We start from the raw sequence: 17448 nt of genomic DNA, 5'->3' as shown, positions 1-17448 counted from the left end.
TCGATTGCTACTCGTAAACGGGCGCCCGCCTCATGAGCGTAACGACCTTTCTCCGCGCACCGCCAGAATAGTAGAACCGAAGGCCGTGTCTGTATATTTCAGGGACATAATATTCGTCTCTATCTCTGAAAAGAACGCCATTCTCATCTAGCGCTCTTACGGATTCCGCACCCATAAACTGGATGGCATCTTCAAGTCGCCATGGCAACTCTCGCTGCTCGCTGGTCAACTGTCTAATTCTCTCGAAGATTTGGCGAAGCTCATTATTTTCCTCACCAGTTTCTACGACACGAGCCTCGCTGCAAGGATCAATCGAGTCACGCATGGCTCTTGGGCTAAGGATTCGATTGTCATAGTATATCTGGTCGTCCGTAGACCTTTGGCTAGATTCAAACATGAATCTAACCAGATCGCGAGCTTTGACGCGCCTGTTGAAATCAGAAAGCGAAGACATCACCCACTCCTGAGAGCGCGCTTCTCGTGAGGTGTTGGGCCCCATCTTCAGACCCCAAAGTGCTTCTAGCTCGCGACCGCGAGTCTCTTCGTCCATCTCCACCAAGTCGATTGGAGATCGTGTCGAGTCTAGGGCGCCAGCCTGCTGCGCAATCCAGAATGCCAAGGCCGACGCTTCTGACCAATTCCATTTCAGAGCATAGGCTCCGTATCTGTCTTCGAATTGTTTGAAGTTATTCGGAAGTGCAGCTCGAGCCACATCCTCCCGTATGAAGATTAATGTCCCCAACGGTCTATCAGGAAGTTGCGCCAACCAATCGGGCACAGCCCTCAGCAAAGCCTCTACCGCCGTGCGCTCCACAATGGAGGACTTTATGTTGGTAAAGAGCGTCTCGATGCCGTCAAAGATTGCTACTAGACGACGCGATGTGTGTGTCGCGACTAGCGTTTGAAATGCCCCAGCCACCTCCACATCTATGCCGCAGCGCCAGGCGATCAAGTCCAGCCAAAAATCGCGCCAAGAACTCAAGCTTTCTGATCCATCTGATGCCTTCTGACGCTCTATCACGTCCGAAAGCCGCTGATCGTTTAGTGGTGGCAGGCCGGAAACTGCGGTGGCTACCTGGCGGGTAATTTCTCGCTCACTCGCTCGTCCACCTTCACCCAAATCTTGGGGAGGCGTAACCGGCAGTATAAGATCGTCGCCCACGACAACTGCTGAGGGCGAAACTCTACCAGCAAACTGCCTCCATGTGCGGGACAGGGCCAAGGACATAAAGGTGTAGGTCTTCCCCGCACCCTTATCTCCAAGTACAACAATCGTTGGCAGGGAACGCTGATGCCTATCAACCAAGTTCATTAGTGAACGGGTTGGAAAGATTTCTTGCCTTGCCCCACTCTCCGCGAATACCGCACCTTTTGCGTAGTCGGCTAGTTTCCGACGACGATCTGAGACGGGAGCATCTATTGTCTGCGCAGGAGATGGCTCTTTCTCAGGTAGTATCTGAATAAATTTGTCCAGAAACTCTCTGTGCGTAAAATGTTCCGCCAACAAACGACGTGCAGCAGAAAGATCCCTTGGCAAGATCGCTACAGCAGGTGTGCTTTCTATAATCAACGGCACAAGTGGTGAGTCAAAAAACGGGTTGGCACTACTGGAACTCGCGGAGTCTGACTGCTTCTCAGAAATGCGTCTCAATGCGTCGTCAAGCGCAGTCATTGAGTTTGCAGCAATTGTCTCGGAGCTCGGACCGCCGGAAGTGATTCCGCTTGGCGCTTGATTGACCACTACGGTCAAGGATCCCATTAGAGCCTCGCCAGTGGCCTTACGCCACTCCATCGCGGCACGCTCGGACTCGTTAAGGAGCGCTATTGTACCATCAATAGCTTGGCCATTTAGAGTTGTGACTAAAACGTGCTCAAGTCGCGGGTCCAAAAACAGTGACGCTGCAAGTTCGGATAGACCAGCCCGTAAATCTACGATCACCAAGTCAGCGCCGACCAACTGGGCCAGCTTCGCAAGGATGTCACCCACAAAAAAAGGCGATCTCGCCGGGGAGAACGTCAACGCCTCTGGCGTTATGTGAGGCAGGCTCAAGTCTCTGGTGCATGGCAGGACGACGATTCCTTCGACCTCTTGGTCGACAAGGCGTTCGGCGACTAACTGTATGGAATGTTTGGCTAAAGGGTCAGGATCAGCATGTGCCAACGCTAGCAAGTCAGCAAAAGAAACGCGAGGTGCCGGCATAATGTGCCTTAGCATGCTGGATATTCCGGGGGCCTCAAAGTCCCCATCCACAAAAAGAACTTTATGATTACCTCTGCTCAGGGAGTCAGCGAATGCAAGTGCAAGCGTTGTACGACCCATGCCCCCTTTAAAAGAATGGAAAGTCATCACAGGCGGCAAGCCGGCTAGGCTATCCTTCGGCAACGGCTCGTAAGTGTTCTCAAAGGCCACAAACCGAGATTTAGACAGTGTTGGCCTGAGTCGGACTTTTACCGGCGCATCGTTTTCATCATCGGAACGAACAATATCAATTGCCAAACGGCGTGCTTGTTCTTCGCCCGCCGTTTCAAGGGACAAAAACCCCCCCTCTTGCGAATAGCGAGGCCCGAAGGTTTCCTTGAGCCACGCCATCACCTGCTGAAGATTGGTGTTGGCGCTTATAGTTATGGCTAGGCGAGTTGGCGTTGCGTCTGCTCGAACTGTGCCAGCAGGAGGGCGCTTTTCCGGCTCAAGATCACGGAGTCGGTCAAGCACATCCAGGTATGTATAGTACTCTTGCATGTAGCCTAAATCCTCAGAGAAACCTGCGTGGCGATGTTTCTCAGCCAGTTTTCAACAGCGACTAGATAAATGTCGGGTAACTTAACGCCATATCGCGCTGCCTCGTGAATTCTATAAGAAGCGAACGTTGCTCCGTTGACAACGAAATCGCTAGGGGTCGCGCCTACATCGCTCGGAAGAATAGACGCTTCGATACAAAGCGCCTCAATGTCATGCAGATCTGATTTCCCGTACTTTGTCTTGAATATGGGCTTAAGATCCATGACGTTAGTCAGGTTAGCCGATGCCATAAGTACGCACTTTAGGCCGCATTCTGCAGCATAAAACAATGCCATAACACGCGACCGCCGAGACACTTGAAGGTTGCCTTCAAGCTGGCGATGCGCACCAAACGCTCTCTTTAGGTCTGTTACATCAGACGGCACATTAGCCATCGGCGGCTCCAATGAGCTTGCTTCCCCACAGAAGCTGTACCGAAAATTGCTTGAATGTCGATGCCACAAAACTAATCCCCACCCCTCCACCCCGCTCTATCCTCTCCTGTCCGGCATCCCACCCCAACAGGAGAACACCATGACCCCACACACCACCCAGCCGTCCTTCGGGCAAACGCCTCAGGACCAGCCTGCGCCGCAGGCTGCGCCTGTCTCCGCCCATCCCGCCAGGCCGCGCAAAAAATCCCTGCCGCGCGTCACCCACGCCCTCGCGGCCCGGCACGAAGCCCTCTGGCTCCGGCTCAGCGCCCTGCAGGCCCAGATCACTGCCGTGGCCACGCGCCGCCCGGAGGCGCCGGTTTCCCGCCACACCAGCGGCGTGGCCGAGGCGCTGTTGCGCGACGCCAGGCCCTTCCTTGCCCATGATGATCCCCTGCCGATGGCGGCCCCCGACCATGGCGGGCTTGCCACCCAGCTCGGCCAGGCTCTGGCGGAGCTCGATGGTTGGGAGGCGGCCAACAGCGTCTGGCGCAGCGATCTCAAGGCCTATGTCTGGCTGGTGAAGGACAAGGTGCCCCTGCCGGTGCGGCGGCTGCGGCCGCGGCTGGAGACGCCGCAGGCGTCGCATGCCGATCCGAAATATGCTGCCTACCAGGCGAAGATGCTCGATCTGCGCCAGAAGCTGGCCAAGCGCATCGAGCAATATCGCAATCGCTAGAGTCCCAAGCAAAGTTATCCATCTTATCCCCGCGGGCATCACCGCGCGTATGATGCCCCCAGCTTTCGGGATACGGGCGGCGCTGCAGCGACGAGCGTCCGGAAGCCAGCCGGGGAAGGCGGGGTCGCGCCTGCTTTCGGGTCGAGCGGACGAAACATTCGGGCGGGGCGCTACGGCAATCCGCTGGGGTTTGCGATCGCGCCGTCCGAGCAAGTCCCGGCACCCCGAGGCGGCCTTCGTCTCATTAAAAAATACCTTTCGAGGCGAAAGCCGTCTCGGGGTCCGCTCGTTCAACCTTGCACCCGGAGGCGCTCGCGCCGTCCGGCACTGCCGCCTGCCCGGGCGAATCGTTTGCTTTGTGTCGGCGCCTTCAAGCTGATAAAGTCGGTTTTTGCCGGAGTTCCCCACATGCACAAATACAAGGTCGGCCAGACGCTCGACCTGCTGCCCAATCGCGCCAGCAGCAGCCGCAAGGCCGGCGAATGCCAGATCGTCGCCCTGCTGCCCTATGAGGGCCACCAGGTGCAATACAAGGTCCAGGCCAAGGCCGAGACCCATTTGCGCATCGTCTCGGAAAACGATCTGCAGCTCATCCGGCACTGAGCCCTTGCCGCGCCCGGCAGCGGGGCCTACCTATCCCCGACCATTGGGATTCTTGCCCGCCATGACCAGCCTCAGCGCCTTCACCCTGCCTTTGCTCGATGGCACGCCCCAGCCCCTCGCCGCCTATGCCGGCAAGGTCGTGCTGGTGGTCAATACCGCCAGCCAATGCGGCCACACGCCCCAATATGGCGGGCTCGAGGCATTGTGGCGCGCGCATGGGGATGAAGGCCTGGTCGTGCTGGGCTTCCCCTGCAACCAGTTCGGCGGGCAGGAGCCGGGCACGGCGGTCGAGATCGCCGAATTCTGCGAAGTCAATTTCGGCGTCAGCTTCCCGCTTTTCGCCCGGCTCGATGTCAACGGCCCCCATGAAAGCCCGCTCTATGCCTGGCTCAAATCCGGGCATCCGGGCGATATCGAATGGAATTTCGCCAAGTTCCTCATCGGCCGGGACGGGCAGGTTGCCGCCCGCTTCGCGCCGGATGTGCAGCCGGCCGATCTCGCCGGTGCCATTCTGCAACAGCTCGCCGCCTGATCCTCACATCTGCGGAACGAACCGCCACGGGCTCCCGTTGCAAACCCACGGGGCGGTTAACCGCGCGCCGCCGTCATTGGCCCCGCGCAATCCGCAATGAGCCGGCCTCCGGCCTGCTCGCTTACGTTAGGATCAAGACAATGAAAAAGCTTCTCCTGGCCTCCATGGCCGCACTTTCGCTCGCCGCTGCCCTGCCTGCCGTCGCCCAGGACCGGGTCGTCGGCGTCCAGCCTGATGCCGATGCCGGCGCCGTCATCGGCGCCACCGGCGGCGGCACCACCGGCGCTGTCGTGGGCGGCCTGCTGGGCGGCCCCATCGGCGCCGTCATCGGCGGCTTTGCCGGCGCCACGATCGGCGCCGAAGCGGGCATCGCCACCTCGTCCATCGACTATGTCGCGGCCCATCCGGTCGAGCCGATCTATTTCGACGGCAGCGCCGATATCGGCTTTGTCGTGCCGACCGACGTCACGGTCTATCCCATCGAGGGCGACCCGGCCTATGGCTATGTCTACGCCAATGACCGCGTCTGGATCGTCGATCTGGAAAGCCGCGCCCTGGTGCAGTCCCCGGGCTATCTCGTACCCCAGACCGCCGCCGATTTCGCCGTGGCCAATCCCGTGACTTCGGTCGAGGTCGAGGGTGACGCGGTGGTGGGCTATGTCCTGCCCGACGGCACCGAAATCGCCACCATTCCCGATTCGCGCTATGGCTATGTCTATCTCGGCGACCGGCCGGCTTTGGTCGATTCTACCAATCGCACGGTGGTGTGGATCAACTGATCCTTGCGCCAGCCCTCTCCAGCCGCCCGGTTCGCGCCGGGCGGCTTTGCTTTGACCGGCCGGGACTTTGCGCGATATAGAAGGCCGGCAGGCGGAGGGAGCACATGGCCGACATTCTCGAATATTGCCAGGGTCTGAATCAGGTGACGTTCAAGCCGGGCGCCGTCATGTTGCCCGAAGGCGAGCGCTTCGGCCGGCTCTACGTGCTGGTCGAGGGCCAGGTGGAAGTCATCCGCGAGCGCACCCAGGTCACCCATGTCGACGAACCTGGATCCATATTCGGCGAAATGGCGGTTTTGCTCGATATGCCCCATTCGGCCACGGTCAAGGCGCTCTCGGCGGTCACCGCCTATGAAATCCCCGATGCGCTGACCTTCCTCGATTCCCGCCCCGAATTCTCGCTGCATATCGCCACCATGCTGGCGCGGCGGCTCTATTACACCACGTCCTACCTGGTCGACCTGCAGCAGCAGGCCGCCGGCAAACGGCAGGATCTCGACCTCGTCGACCAGATTCTGGCGAGCCTTGTCGATCCCGCCGACCTCAAGAAGCGCAAGAAGGCCTAGGTGAGCGACAACGGCAAGCCGGCGCTGACCATCACCTATTGCACCCAGTGCAACTGGCTGCTGCGCTCGGCCTGGATGGCGTCCGAAGTCCTCTCCACCTTCAGCCTCGAAATGGGCTCCGTGACCCTGGTGCCCGGCACCGGGGGTATTTTCGAAATCCATCTCGATGGCGAGCTGGTCTGGGAACGCAAGCGCGACGGCGGCTTTCCCGACGTCAAGCAGCTCAAGCAACTGGTCCGCGACCGCATCGATCCCGACCGCGACCTGGGCCATATCGACCGGACATAGAGGGCTTCCCTTCTGCTCCCATGCCGCTAAGCTACCCCCTTGTGAGGGCAGTCGGGTCGCGGCTGTCGAAGAGGAGTCCCAGCGTCATGGCGCATAAATTCAACGTCACCCCAGCCGCCAACGATCAGTTCAAGTTCGATTTCTCCTACAATTCCGAGAAGATTTTCTGGTCGGAGAATTACAAGCAGAAGGCCAGCGCCAAGTCGGCCATCGAGTCCCTGAAGAAGAATGCGCCCGGCGCCGCCACGGTCGATCTCTCCAAGGACGAGACCGGCTCCGGCTACCGCTTCGAGATCGTCGCCTCCAAGGATGGCCAGCATTTCGTGCGCTTCGTCGCCGGCAATGGCGAGACCATGGTCCGCACCGAAACCTATACATCCAAGGCCTCGGCCAGGAACGCTATCGAGTCGCTGCAGAAGAACGGCCCCGGCGCCGACGTGGTAGACGGGGCATAAAGCCCATTTCCAAGCTTCGACCGAATGCTCTAGTCTCCCGGCAAAACATTGACCGGGAGACTGCCGCCTCATGCCTTCGCTCACCAAACTCCTCGCCGCCGCAGCGGCCGTTGTTGCCCTTGGCCTGCCCGCCGCCCAGGCGCAGGATGCGCTGCCCGATCTGGGCGGCCGCACCATCGTCGCCGTCACCGAAAACGCCTATGTGCCGCTCAACTTCGCCGATCCAGCGAGTGGCGAGGGCATCGGCTTCGAATATGACCTGTTCAACGAAATCGCCATCCGCCTCAATGCCGAGGTCGATTGGCAGCTCGCCAGTTGGGACGTGATGATCCAGGCGGTGCGCGACGGCCAGTTCGAAGTCGGCATGGATGGCATCACCATCAATGACGAGCGCAAGAGCCAGATCGATTTTTCCGACAGCTACCTCACCAGCCAGCAGCTCATGCTGGTCCGCGCCGATGAGGACCGCTTCACCGATGCGGCCAGCTTTGCCGCCGATGCCGCCAATCTGGTCGGCGCCCAGGCCGGCACCACCAATTTCTACGTCGCCGTCTACGACGTGCTCGATGGCGACGAGGCCAATCCCCGCATCAAGCTGTTCGAAACCTTCGGCGCCTCGGTGCAGGCCCTGGCCTCGGGCGATGTCGATACCGTCTTGATGGACCAGACCTCGGCCAATGGCTATATCGGCGCCAATCCCGGCGCCTTCAAAGTCATCGGCGAGCCCCTCGGCACCGAGGATTTCGGCTTCATCCTGACCCCGAGCTCCGACCTCGTCGCCCCCATCAACGCCGCCCTGGCCCAGATCAAGGCCGACGGCACCATGGATGCCCTGCAGCAGAAGTGGTTCTACGAGTACAACGCGGCGCAGTAGGCGTCGGTCCGATTACGATCCATCAGTCAGCACCCTCCCTCCCCTTGTGGGGAGGGAAGCGAGATAGGACTTAGCTTGCTAAGTCCGTTGAATCGAGCAGGGTGGGGGTGTCGAGGGCTCCACAAACTCGGCGCCTGTGGCACCCTCGACACCCCCACCCTCGATCCCTCCCCACAAGGGGGAGGGAAGAACGACTGAGCCTGCGGGGCAAATAAAACACCATGACCTACATCCCCCGCCGTCCCTCCATCTTCGCCCGCATCCCCTGGTGGCTGCTCGCCATCGGGCTGCTCTTTGTCACCGGGCTCTGGGCCATCACCAATGATGCCGGCTATAGCCAAATCTTCCGGGCCCTCTCCAGCGGCGTCCTCACCACCATCTGGGTCACGCTGGTCGCCTTCACATCGGCCACGCTGATCGGCCTGCTCGTCGCCCTGGCCCGCACTTCGGGCAACCGCATCCTGCGCGAGATCGCCACCTTCTACGTGGAAATCATCCGCGGCATTCCCGTGCTGGTCTTCCTGTTCTACGTCGCCTTTGTCGGCGCTCCCGGCATGGTAGCCGGCCTCAACTGGCTGCTGCAGCCCTTCGATACCGTGGTCACCATCCGCCAGTTCGATTTCGTCTGGCGCGCCATCGTCGCGCTCACCATCTGCTATTCTGCCTTTATCGCCGAGATTTTCCGCGCGGGGATAGAATCTGTCGATCGCGGCCAGCTCGAAGCGGCGCGCTCGCTCGGCCTTTCCCGCTGGAAATGCTTCCGCCTCGTCACCTTCCCCCAGGCCCTGCGCACCATTCTGCCGCCGCTGGCCAATGACTTCGTCTCGATGATCAAGGATTCCGCCCTGGTCTCGGCCCTCGGCGTGCAGGATATTACCCAGCTCGGCAAGGTCTATTCCTCGGGCACGTTCCTGTTCTTCGAAACCTACAATGTCGTGGCCTTCCTCTATCTCACCATGACCATTTCGCTGTCCCTGCTGGTGCGCCTGCTGGAGCGATATCTGAAAGAGCGCAGCTACTAGGCAACCAACACCGCGCGTTACCCTCGGGCCTGACCCGAGGGCTCTGCACTTGCGAAACGCTGGCACAAGTGAAGTCTCCTCGGGTCAAGCCCGAGGATGACGACCGAGGATGAGGCTCATTTGTGCCCCGCCCATTGCACTCACCCCCAAACATCCCATCTAATCCCCGCAACCAGGGAGCCTGCCCATGAACCGCCTCGCCGCAATCGCCATGACTGCCGCCCTTGCCGTCACCCTTGCCGCCTGTGGCGACAGCCGCGAAGTGGGCAGCGTCGGGGTCGACTGGACCGGCAATGATATCGCCATCGATGCGGTGGCCGATCCGGAAGTCGATGGCGTCGTCTGCCACCTGGCCTATTTCAACCGCTCCTTCATCGATCGCCTGCAGCAGGGCAACTGGTTCGAGGACCCCTCCTATTCGGCGCTCGATTGCTCTGTCACCGGGCCGATCACCATCGGCGATATCAATACCCGTGCCGGCGGCGAGGAAATCTTCAAGGAAGGGCGCTCGCTGATCTGGAAGTCGCTGCGCGTCACCCGCGTCTACGATGCCACCAACAATGCGCTGATCTACCTGGCCCATGCCCGCGAGATCCAGCAGGGCTCCGGCAAGATGAGCCTTTCGGTCATTCCCCTCGCCACCGAGCAGGTCACCTGGAGCAATGGCGCTCCCGCCACGCGCTGAAGGCTTTCCTGTTCCCGGCCGCACCTTTGGAACGCCATGGCGTTCCGGCGCGGCAAAACATAAAAGGATTTCGCTTCCGGCCGCTGCATTCTGCGGCCGGGAAGACGATATTCCTTGTTAAAGCGAGTAGGGGCCCTTTGCTGGCCCGGTAAGGATCAAGACATGGCAATTCTGATTGGCGATACCGCCCCCGATTTCACCATCGACAGCACCGAAGGCCCGATTCATTTCTATGATTATATCGACGGCCATTGGGCTGTGCTGTTCAGCCACCCCAAGAATTTCACCCCCGTCTGCACCACCGAGCTGGGCTATACCGCCAAGCTGAAGCCCGAATTCGACAAGCGCGGCGTCAAGGTGCTGGGCCTTTCCGTCGACAAGCTCGAGGATCACGGCGGCTGGGCCAAGGATATCGAGGAAACCCAGGGCACCGCCCTCAATTTCCCGCTGCTGGCCGACACCAAGGGCGAAGTCGCCCGCCTCTATGACATGATCCATCCCAATGCCGACAACACGCTGACCGTGCGTTCGGTCTTCGTCATCGGCCCGGACAAGAAGGTGAAGCTCAAGATCGAATATCCGGCCTCCACCGGCCGCAATTTCGATGAAGTGCTGCGCGTCATCGACAGCCTTCAGCTCACCGCCAACCACTCCGTGGCCACCCCGGTCAACTGGAAGAATGGCGAGGATGTCATCATCGCCAGCTCCCTGTCGAATGATGCCGCCAGGGAAAAGTTCCCCAATGGCTGGAAGGAACCCAAGCCCTATCTGCGCATTGTTCCCCAGCCCCGCGCGTAAGAGCGCGCACACGTTTTCTCCCTGACAAAACTGGGCGGTGGTTCATTCACCGCCCTTTTTCTTTGTCCGGATACCCCCTCCCAACCTCCCCCTGATAGGGGGAGGAGCCGCCCAGTGGACAGGGCAACATGGTACCAAATCCCCGATCCATTCCTCCCCCTATCAGGGGGAGGAATGGAGGGGGTACCTACCCCGCCGCAAAGCTCGAATTCACGTCCTGCGGCCGTATCATGCTCACCATGCGCCACGCCGCCGCAAAGGCCAGGGCGGCCATGGCCGCGCCCAGCACATAGATCGGCATCACGGCCAGCTTGATCTCCACGGCCGAGACGGCGTCGGCCATGCCCGCCGAATTGGCGGCGACACCGGCCAGCGCCGCGCCGATCGCATTGCCCGCCGATTGCGTCGTCGGCATCAGCGCCGAGGTGCGGTCGCGTTCGGCGTCGCTGGCGGCCTCCATCATCGTCAGGTTCAGATAGCCGTTGCAGGTGCCGAAGCCTGAGCCGATGATCAATTGCCCGGCCACCACGATAGCCACCTGGTCCAGCTCCAGCCCGGCCAGCACCAGCAGCAGTCCCGCGCCGATCATCGCCGGCCCCAGCCGGATCAGGGTCTTGCGCGTCTCCTTGCTGCGCACATTGGCCACCAGGATCGCCGATGCGCTCCAGGCCACGGCCAGCGTGGCCGCCAGGGCGCCCGCCGCGGTGGGGCCATAGCCCCACATTTCCTGCACCACCAGCACCAGATAGACCGCCGAACCGGCGCCGGCGACATTGATCAGCAGCACCATCCACAGTCCGGTGCCCACCACCGATATCGGCCGGAACGCATCGGGCGGCATCAGCCGATCCGTCGCGCGGGCATCGAGCCACACCACCAGCACCAGCAGTGCCGCGGCCGCGATCAACAGGCCCGTCGCCGCCAGCGGCTGCGCCAGCCCGGCCAAAGCCACCAGCATGATCGCCGCGCCGATGGTCAGCAGGCGAATGCCCGGAAAACTCACCACCTTGCGGTCCTCGGGCGAATGAGCCGGCACTTTCACCGTCACCATGGCGGCAAACAGCAGCACCAGCGGCACATTGACGAGAAATGCCGCGCGCCAGGAGACCAGCTCGGTCAACAGCCCCGCCACCGCCGGCCCGCCAAAGGCCGCAATGGCCCAGATCATCGCCTGCAGCCCGAACACTTTGGGCACCAGCCGCGACGGAAACAGCTCCGGGATCAGCGCGAAACAGATGGCCGACACCACCCCTTCGCCCAGCCCCTGCAGGGCTCGCCCCACGAGCACCTGCTCCATGGATGTGGCCGTGGCGGCCACCACCGTGCCTGCCAGGAAAACGCCGGCCGAAGCCAGCAGCGCCGTGCGCGCGCCCAGCCTCTGCTTGAGCAGGGCCGCGCCGGACCCGCCGACAATGGCAAAGACCAGGAACAGCGTCAGCGCCCACGAGATCAGCGCCACCCCACCCATTTCCTGCACGGCGGTCGGCAGCGAGATCGAGGCGAGAAAGGCGTTGAACGCCAGCAGCGCCACGCCCAGGCACAGGATCAGCGTCACCGTCGCGAAACGGGGCGTGAAAATTTCGGCCCAACTGCTTTGGGAGGAATCGGTCATGGCAACGACTCGAATTAAAAAAGGAATTGCTTGATATATTATGCGAAGAGCAAGCGCAATTGCATAGTCCCCCGGCCTGCCCGAAGCGAGGAGAATCCGCCGGAGCCGGCGCCCGGGGCTGAAGCACTCACCTATCGGAGGCCTCATGGTGAGCCTGTCGAACCACGAGGCTGGGAGCGCGGGGGCCCCAAAAGCCCTAGGCGTCCAGCAGTCGCGGCGGCAGGGTCAGGCGCATGATCGCCTCGCCCTCCAGCCGTTCGAACACGGCGTCGCCGCCGATCGAGCGGGCCCGGCGGCTCATATTGCTCAGCCCATGTCCGGCCCGCGCCGCTTCGCCCCCGCCGCCGTCATTGGCCACCGCGATTACGGCCGCGCCGCCATAGCCCCGCTGCCCCTCGATGCGGATATGCCGCGCCGGGCCGTGCTTGAGCGCATTGGTCACCGCTTCCTGCATGATGCGCAGCACCGATAGCGCATTGCCCGGCGTCACCCCGCCGATTTCAGGCAGCTTTTCCATCGACCAGTCGAGCCCCACGCCCAGCCGGCGCAGTTGCGGCTCCAGCCGCTCGCGGAAGCCGGCCAAAGCCAGCGGCAGGTCCTCGTCGCCGACATCGAGCGAATTGATCACCAGCCGCAGGTCGTCAAGCGCCGCGCGAGCCGAGCGCTCGATCGTGGCGGCATCGGCGCCCCGTTCGCTGAGCGCGATGATCGATACCAGATGCCCGCTCAGCCCGTCATGCAGGTCGCGCGTCAGCCGCTCGCGCTCATCCTCCAGCACCGCCTCGGCGGCGCGCCGGCGCTCCCGCGCATGCAGCGACGACAATTGCCGCTCCTGCTCGTTCAGCTTGTGGCGCAGCAGGTCATTGGCCTCGTCCAGGCTGTTGAGGCTGTTGGCCAGCCGCCGCATCAGCACGATGACGATGGTCAGCAGGGTCAGCGGCCGCACATAATTGGTCAGCAGGAACGGCGCTTCGCGCAGCCCGGTCACGACCATCATGTCCCCCAGCCCGATCCAGGCGACGAGAAAGAACGGCACGGCCAGCAATCCCTGGTCCCACCGCCCGGTGCGCAGGAAACTGGTCGCCAGCAGCACGGTGGCCACGATATGCCCGCCAATGGCGATGCCGGCGCTGATGCCGGTCACCAGCAGCGGTCGCTCCCCCAGCAGCAGGCCCAGCCCGAGCAGCAATAGCGGCAGCACGATCATGGCCGGCGCCAGCCAGCGCGGCGTCGGGCGTTCCGCCGCCGCCAGCGCCACGCCCAGCGCCATCAGGCCGAAGGCGCACATCAATACGTGTTGGGCCGGCGCCCAGGAGGCAAATCCGTCCAGCACCTGGGCGATATCGAGCAGGTTGGCCAGCAGCGTCGTACTGCCGATCAGCGCCAGCCAGCGGAACAGCGGATCGTGCCGCCGCGCCGTCCACAGCGTCAGCAGCCCCAGCAATACCACCAGATGCAGCACGAAGGCGGCGATGCGCCCCTGTCCGGCCATGGCCAGCGCCAGCCATGGCGAGCGATCCAGCCCGGCGCCGGCCTCGATATGGACCGGGCTCAGATAGAAGGGGATGGCCGCATCGCGCCGCACCAATGTCACCACGATGTGGTTTTCGCCTTGAACCAGATAGTCGGCCGGCACGCGCAGCAGGCTCGTATAGCCCTGCGCCTGCTGCAGCCACGGCGAATCGGCCGGCAACTGCACCGCCCGATCATTCACCGCGACGGAAAGCGGGTGCCGCGCCGCCGGGATATAGACGGTCTGCGCCCGTTCGAGCTGCGCCTGCAATTGGAATTCCATCTCATAGCGGATCACTGCGCGTCCGGGCTCGGGCGTCCGCACCGTATGGGGCAACGTCACCGCCTGCACCTTCCCATCATCCACCACCAGCGCTGCCTGCGTCAGCACCAGCCCATTGTCCGGCAGCGGCAGGTGCAGCCAGGCCGGCATGCTGGCCAGCAGCAGCGTCAGCGCCACCAGCAGCAAAGCCGGTCCTGCCAGTCCGGCTGGCCTCATAGCCTGATCAGCCCCAGCCGCGTGGCTTCGAACACCGCCTCGCTGCGATTGGAGGCCTGTAGCTTGCGGTAGATATTGCGGATATGCACCGGCACGGTCTGGCGCGACATGCTCAGCCGCTCGGCCAGCTCGCCATAGGTAAAGCCCTTGGCAATGCCCCACAGGATATCCATTTCCCGCGGCGTCAGGCTCGGCCTGTCCTCCTCCGTCCCGCTGCTTTCCCCCGTTCGGCGAGCCGGCGCACCAGCACGCGGGCAATGCGCGACGAAATCGGCGAACGCCCCGCCATCAGGTCGGTGATCGCCTCGATCAGGTCGAGCGCTTCGGCATCCTTGAGCAGATAGCCCGCTGCCCCCGCCTCGATGGCGTCGAGCACCGAGCGCTCGTCGGTCAGCACCGAAATCACCATGCATTCGGCCTGCGGCTGTAGCTTGCCGACCAGCCGGATCGCCTCGATGCCGTTGCCGTCGGGCAGTTTCAGATCGGTGACGAGCAGGTCGAAGCTCTGCGCCTCGATCGCCGCCAGCGCTTCGGCCAGCGTGGCGCAGGTGGCCACCAATGTGGCGCCGGACCAGTCGGTGATGAGTTCGGCCAGCCGCCGGCGGATCGGTTCGTCGTCCTCGACCAGAACGATCCGCAGCGGCGCCCCCTCCGGCCCGTTCGTCATACCCCGCTCCTGCCAGCCTGCCCCGAGCCGAACTATAGTCGGGATGCCCGCCGACCCGATACCCCTTTCATGGTATCCCGCCGGCCTCCCCGCCCTCCTATGGTCCGCCCCAACGACTGGTCAACCGGGGGGATGGAACCATGATCGGACAGATGCGGCATTGGCGGCAAAGGCTGTCGGGCGCCTTCAATGCCTGGCTGGCCCGCGATGCCACCGCCACCAGCCAGTTGACGCTCGCCCCGCCACCAGCCCCGCTGGTGACCCGCACCCTGATCCGCCCCGCCGGCGATTCCGCCGCCCTGCCGACGCGCTGAACGGTCCACTTCGGATTTCTGTGGCTCCCATCACCCCACCCTCAATCCCTCCCCATCGAGGGGAGGGAGGCGCCAGCTCAGAGGTCCGTGTTCATCGTCTCCCTCCCCCTTGTGGGGAGGGATCAAGGGTGGGGGTAGCCACACGCACCGGACGAACGAACAATTGAACACCCAAGGTGCCTCCGAATTGCGGCGCCAAAATATGCCTCCCCTAACCCACCAGCACCGGGTGGCTGCATCGCACGCCATAGACAAGCACATCGGCCTCGCCCAGCGACAGCCCCAGCGGTTCGAGCAGCCGCGCCAGCGTCAGGTCGAGCACCGGCGTCAGTGGCGCCAGGATGGTGTTGAGCAGGCCGGTCAGCCCGGTCAGGTTCAGCCCCAGGCCGAGCACCGGCACATCAAACACCATATTGCCCAGCAGCGAGCCGGTGAGCGAACTCACCATGGTGGTCGTCCGCGCGGTCCTGACCACCCCGCCGGCAATGTCGCTGCTCGAAAAGCCGAGCGCCACCGGCGTGGTCTGGGCGATTTCGACCAGCGACGAGGCCAGCACTTTCAGCACGGTAATGCCCAATAGCTTGACCTCCGCCAGCTTTGCCGGCGCCACCACCGGCGTGGTGTTGAAATCGCCGAACCTGACAGCATCGACCTCCCCGATCATCAGGCGCAACACGCCCGGTCTGGTGAGAATGGTGGCGCTGCCCTTGCCTCCCGCGCCCGATGGGCAACTGGCTGCTCCCACCACGGCTTCGGCCTGCGCCATTTCGAGATAGAGCGGCAGGCGGATCGGCGCCCCGACCAGCGCCCCGCTGCCCAGGATTTCGGCGACCACGCGCAGCCGCAACTGGGCGGTGCGCACCACACTGCCCACGCCGCCAATGGCGAACCACGCCCCGCCCTGTGGCGGCTCGCCGATCGCCAGTTGCGCATCGATGCCCACAAGCCCCGGAATGCCGGCACTCAGCGCCAGCGCCACTTGCCGGTCGCCATCGCCCAGCCCGGCGCTGGCCGTCAGCAGGTCCAGCGCCGAAATGGCGGCAAAGAGGCCCTCTCCACTGCCCGAGCCGATGGCCAGTCCGCCCAGCGGCCCGAGGTCGAACAGCTTTGCCAGTGGCACGCTGCCATTATGCCCGGCTGAGCCGGCCAGTTTCAGCATGGCGGTGTGTTCGACCCCCGTCAGCAGGCTGGCCAGCGCCCCGGCCAGCCGGCCATGATCGGCCTCGAGCGCCAGCAGGTCGTCATAAGTGCCGACAGTGACGCCCAACTGCCCGGCCAGCGCATCGAGAAAGGCGAAGGCATCCACCTTGGCACCGAGCAGGTTCCGGTAATCCATCACATCGAGCGCGACATTGGTGCCCAGCAGCGTGTTGAGCACGCCATTGGCGATGCCGCCATTGAGGCTGGCCAGGCGCGAGCCCAGCGAGAACGACACTTGCGGGGTCACGCTGGCAATGGCCATGGCGCCCAGCTCAGGCGGCTCGGCCCAGCCCCGCGCGAAATAGAGCGCGCCGCGCCGCTGCAACCGCACCGCAACCGCATTGAGCGGCGCCCGGCCCGGCGTGAACCGGTCGGCGGGGCCAATGGTCGGGTTGGGGTCGTAATGGCCGGTCGTCACCGTCAGGCCGGCGCTGGAGCCCTCGGGCAGCAATCCCGCCTCGACCAGCGAAGCCTGGGCCAGCGCGGTGGCCTCGGCCGGGTTGCCGGCCGCCGCCAGGGCCGCCAGGTCCACCCCGTTCTGGATCATGCGGCGCTCATGATAGAGCGCGGCGCCATCCACCGCCACGGCCGAGACCACGGCGGAAATGGCAAAGCCCATGGCGAACAGCACCGCCATATTGCCGCGAGTATCGGTCCACAGGCTCATATCCCGCCCCGCCTGATGGTGGAGCTGTAGATGATCTGCCGGCTGGGCAGCGGCAAGGGCGGGTAGAGGTCCCAGATCGGCAGGTCCCCGGCATCATATTCCAGCACCACGCGGTAATGATCCGGATCGCCGGGCTTGTCGCCGATGCTCACGCTGAGCCTGTTGGCATCGATCAGCGCATAGCTGTCGGCATTGGCCGCAAGGAAGTCCCCCACCAGCGTATTGCGTTCGGTCTCGTCCAGCCCGGCAATGGCTGTGCGTGCCGCATCGGCGGCCAACTGCTGCAGCGAATGGGCGGCCCCGAAATAGATGCCATAGGCCAGCATGCCGGTAAGCAGCAGCAGGAAGACCGGCATCAATATGGCGAATTCAACGGCCGACGTACCGCTGTCATCGCGGACCCAGCCAGCAAGGCGACGCATGGCAAATCCTCCGAGCGACCAGCATGCGCCGCGCTGGCTCACACGGGGTCACCCGGCCTAT

The 17448-nt window shown here is 63.1% G+C and carries 20 protein-coding genes and 1 pseudogene; 13 read left to right on the top strand and 8 right to left on the bottom strand.

The features are described 5' to 3' along the window. Positions 1-7 precede the first annotated feature (7 nt). A complete protein-coding gene (locus tag NVV79_RS06480; RefSeq protein ID WP_303987348.1) occupies positions 8-2740 on the bottom strand; it encodes a KGGVGR-motif variant AAA ATPase in 2733 nt (910 codons plus the stop codon). Positions 2741-2745: 5 nt separating this feature from the next. Beyond that, entirely contained in the window at positions 2746-3174 is a 429-nt protein-coding gene (locus NVV79_RS06475) for a hypothetical protein (protein WP_303987346.1), read from the bottom strand. A gap of 139 nt (positions 3175-3313) precedes the next feature. Here NVV79_RS06475 and NVV79_RS06470 point away from each other — a divergent pair, with 139 nt between their 5' ends. The 12 genes and pseudogenes from NVV79_RS06470 to NVV79_RS06415 all read left to right on the top strand — a co-directional run bounded on the left by NVV79_RS06470 (position 3314) and on the right by NVV79_RS06415 (position 10494). Continuing rightward, complete coding sequence (locus tag NVV79_RS06470; protein ID WP_303987344.1) at positions 3314-3892, top strand: hypothetical protein; 579 nt, start codon at positions 3314-3316, stop codon at positions 3890-3892. 408 nt (positions 3893-4300) lie between these two features. Further along, positions 4301-4495, top strand: coding sequence for a hypothetical protein (locus NVV79_RS06465; RefSeq protein WP_303987341.1), 195 nt, complete (start codon positions 4301-4303; stop codon positions 4493-4495). Between the two features lie 61 nt (positions 4496-4556). Next, complete coding sequence (locus tag NVV79_RS06460; RefSeq protein ID WP_303987339.1) at positions 4557-5027, top strand: glutathione peroxidase; 471 nt, start codon at positions 4557-4559, stop codon at positions 5025-5027. Positions 5028-5167: 140 nt separating this feature from the next. After that, positions 5168-5806: a DUF1236 domain-containing protein gene (locus NVV79_RS06455; protein ID WP_303987337.1), complete on the top strand. Its 639-nt coding sequence runs from the start codon at positions 5168-5170 to the stop codon at positions 5804-5806. 104 nt (positions 5807-5910) lie between these two features. Further along, positions 5911-6372, top strand: a complete 462-nt coding sequence (locus tag NVV79_RS06450) for a Crp/Fnr family transcriptional regulator (RefSeq protein WP_303987335.1) — start codon at positions 5911-5913, stop codon at positions 6370-6372. Further along, positions 6373-6660 carry a SelT/SelW/SelH family protein gene (locus tag NVV79_RS06445; RefSeq protein ID WP_303987333.1) on the top strand — a complete coding sequence of 96 codons (288 nt, stop codon included), beginning with the start codon at positions 6373-6375 and terminating at the stop codon, positions 6658-6660. A gap of 86 nt (positions 6661-6746) precedes the next feature. After that, a pseudogene (locus NVV79_RS06440) lies at positions 6747-6929 on the top strand (YegP family protein); the annotation flags it as partial. 24 nt (positions 6930-6953) lie between these two features. Further along, a complete protein-coding gene (locus tag NVV79_RS06435) occupies positions 6954-7115 on the top strand; it encodes a YegP family protein (protein WP_303988339.1) in 162 nt (53 codons plus the stop codon). A 70-nt stretch (positions 7116-7185) separates the two neighbouring features. Next, positions 7186-7989 carry a transporter substrate-binding domain-containing protein gene (locus NVV79_RS06430; RefSeq protein ID WP_303987331.1) on the top strand — a complete coding sequence of 268 codons (804 nt, stop codon included), beginning with the start codon at positions 7186-7188 and terminating at the stop codon, positions 7987-7989. A gap of 221 nt (positions 7990-8210) precedes the next feature. Beyond that, positions 8211-9011, top strand: coding sequence for an amino acid ABC transporter permease (locus NVV79_RS06425; RefSeq protein ID WP_303987329.1), 801 nt, complete (start codon positions 8211-8213; stop codon positions 9009-9011). A 187-nt stretch (positions 9012-9198) separates the two neighbouring features. Next, on the top strand, positions 9199-9696 hold the full coding sequence (locus NVV79_RS06420) for a CreA family protein (protein ID WP_303987327.1): 498 nt from the start codon (positions 9199-9201) through the stop codon (positions 9694-9696). Positions 9697-9858: 162 nt separating this feature from the next. Beyond that, on the top strand, positions 9859-10494 hold the full coding sequence (locus tag NVV79_RS06415) for a peroxiredoxin (RefSeq protein WP_303987325.1): 636 nt from the start codon (positions 9859-9861) through the stop codon (positions 10492-10494). A 187-nt stretch (positions 10495-10681) separates the two neighbouring features. Here the strand turns inward: NVV79_RS06415 and NVV79_RS06410 are convergent, their stop codons facing one another. From NVV79_RS06410 to NVV79_RS06395, 4 genes are all read right to left on the bottom strand, one after another. After that, entirely contained in the window at positions 10682-12106 is a 1425-nt protein-coding gene (locus tag NVV79_RS06410; protein ID WP_303987323.1) for an MFS transporter, read from the bottom strand. Positions 12107-12302: 196 nt separating this feature from the next. After that, on the bottom strand, positions 12303-14117 hold the full coding sequence (locus NVV79_RS06405) for a sensor histidine kinase (RefSeq protein WP_303987321.1): 1815 nt from the start codon (positions 14115-14117) through the stop codon (positions 12303-12305). Next, on the bottom strand, positions 14114-14290 hold the full coding sequence (locus NVV79_RS06400) for a LuxR C-terminal-related transcriptional regulator (RefSeq protein ID WP_303987319.1): 177 nt from the start codon (positions 14288-14290) through the stop codon (positions 14114-14116). Before NVV79_RS06400 ends, NVV79_RS06405 begins: the two co-directional genes overlap by 4 nt. Positions 14291-14301: 11 nt before the next feature. Further along, positions 14302-14784 (bottom strand): response regulator transcription factor, encoded by a 483-nt coding sequence (locus NVV79_RS06395; RefSeq protein WP_303987317.1) that lies wholly within the window; start codon positions 14782-14784, stop codon positions 14302-14304. A 140-nt stretch (positions 14785-14924) separates the two neighbouring features. On the opposite strand from NVV79_RS06395, the gene NVV79_RS06390 reads away from it, so the two are divergent. Continuing rightward, on the top strand, positions 14925-15098 hold the full coding sequence (locus NVV79_RS06390; protein WP_303987315.1) for a hypothetical protein: 174 nt from the start codon (positions 14925-14927) through the stop codon (positions 15096-15098). A 211-nt stretch (positions 15099-15309) separates the two neighbouring features. Here NVV79_RS06390 and NVV79_RS06385 read toward each other — a convergent pair whose 3' ends face one another. Further along, on the bottom strand, positions 15310-16965 hold the full coding sequence (locus NVV79_RS06385) for a TadG family pilus assembly protein (RefSeq protein WP_303987314.1): 1656 nt from the start codon (positions 16963-16965) through the stop codon (positions 15310-15312). Then, positions 16962-17387: a TadE/TadG family type IV pilus assembly protein gene (locus NVV79_RS06380; protein ID WP_303987313.1), complete on the bottom strand. Its 426-nt coding sequence runs from the start codon at positions 17385-17387 to the stop codon at positions 16962-16964. Before NVV79_RS06380 ends, NVV79_RS06385 begins: the two co-directional genes overlap by 4 nt. Positions 17388-17448: the final 61 nt, after the last annotated feature.

The sequence above is a fragment of the Devosia ginsengisoli genome, assembly GCF_024707105.1.
Taxonomy (GTDB): domain Bacteria; phylum Pseudomonadota; class Alphaproteobacteria; order Rhizobiales; family Devosiaceae; genus Devosia; species Devosia ginsengisoli_A.
Note: the sequence above shows the minus strand (reverse complement) of the source record. Positions and strands in the feature narration are given on the sequence as shown.

Bases quoted from the DNA above. Each gene is read 5' to 3' on its own strand.
- NVV79_RS06465 (WP_303987341.1), top strand. From the start codon at position 4,301: ATGCACAAATACAAGGTCGGCCAGACGCTCGACCTGCTGCCCAATCGC.
- NVV79_RS06415 (WP_303987325.1), top strand. From the start codon at position 9,859: ATGGCAATTCTGATTGGCGATACCGCCCCCGATTTCACCATCGACAGC.
- NVV79_RS06450 (WP_303987335.1), top strand. From the start codon at position 5,911: ATGGCCGACATTCTCGAATATTGCCAGGGTCTGAATCAGGTGACGTTC.
- NVV79_RS06400 (WP_303987319.1), bottom strand. From the start codon at position 14,290: ATGGATATCCTGTGGGGCATTGCCAAGGGCTTTACCTATGGCGAGCTG.
- NVV79_RS06470 (WP_303987344.1), top strand. From the start codon at position 3,314: ATGACCCCACACACCACCCAGCCGTCCTTCGGGCAAACGCCTCAGGAC.
- NVV79_RS06480 (WP_303987348.1), bottom strand. From the start codon at position 2,740: ATGCAAGAGTACTATACATACCTGGATGTGCTTGACCGACTCCGTGAT.
- NVV79_RS06380 (WP_303987313.1), bottom strand. From the start codon at position 17,387: ATGCGTCGCCTTGCTGGCTGGGTCCGCGATGACAGCGGTACGTCGGCC.
- NVV79_RS06390 (WP_303987315.1), top strand. From the start codon at position 14,925: ATGATCGGACAGATGCGGCATTGGCGGCAAAGGCTGTCGGGCGCCTTC.
- NVV79_RS06405 (WP_303987321.1), bottom strand. From the start codon at position 14,117: ATGAGGCCAGCCGGACTGGCAGGACCGGCTTTGCTGCTGGTGGCGCTG.
- NVV79_RS06385 (WP_303987314.1), bottom strand. From the start codon at position 16,965: ATGAGCCTGTGGACCGATACTCGCGGCAATATGGCGGTGCTGTTCGCC.
- NVV79_RS06460 (WP_303987339.1), top strand. From the start codon at position 4,557: ATGACCAGCCTCAGCGCCTTCACCCTGCCTTTGCTCGATGGCACGCCC.
- NVV79_RS06455 (WP_303987337.1), top strand. From the start codon at position 5,168: ATGAAAAAGCTTCTCCTGGCCTCCATGGCCGCACTTTCGCTCGCCGCT.
- NVV79_RS06420 (WP_303987327.1), top strand. From the start codon at position 9,199: ATGAACCGCCTCGCCGCAATCGCCATGACTGCCGCCCTTGCCGTCACC.
- NVV79_RS06410 (WP_303987323.1), bottom strand. From the start codon at position 12,106: ATGACCGATTCCTCCCAAAGCAGTTGGGCCGAAATTTTCACGCCCCGT.
- NVV79_RS06430 (WP_303987331.1), top strand. From the start codon at position 7,186: ATGCCTTCGCTCACCAAACTCCTCGCCGCCGCAGCGGCCGTTGTTGCC.
- NVV79_RS06475 (WP_303987346.1), bottom strand. From the start codon at position 3,174: ATGGCTAATGTGCCGTCTGATGTAACAGACCTAAAGAGAGCGTTTGGT.
- NVV79_RS06395 (WP_303987317.1), bottom strand. From the start codon at position 14,784: ATGACGAACGGGCCGGAGGGGGCGCCGCTGCGGATCGTTCTGGTCGAG.
- NVV79_RS06425 (WP_303987329.1), top strand. From the start codon at position 8,211: ATGACCTACATCCCCCGCCGTCCCTCCATCTTCGCCCGCATCCCCTGG.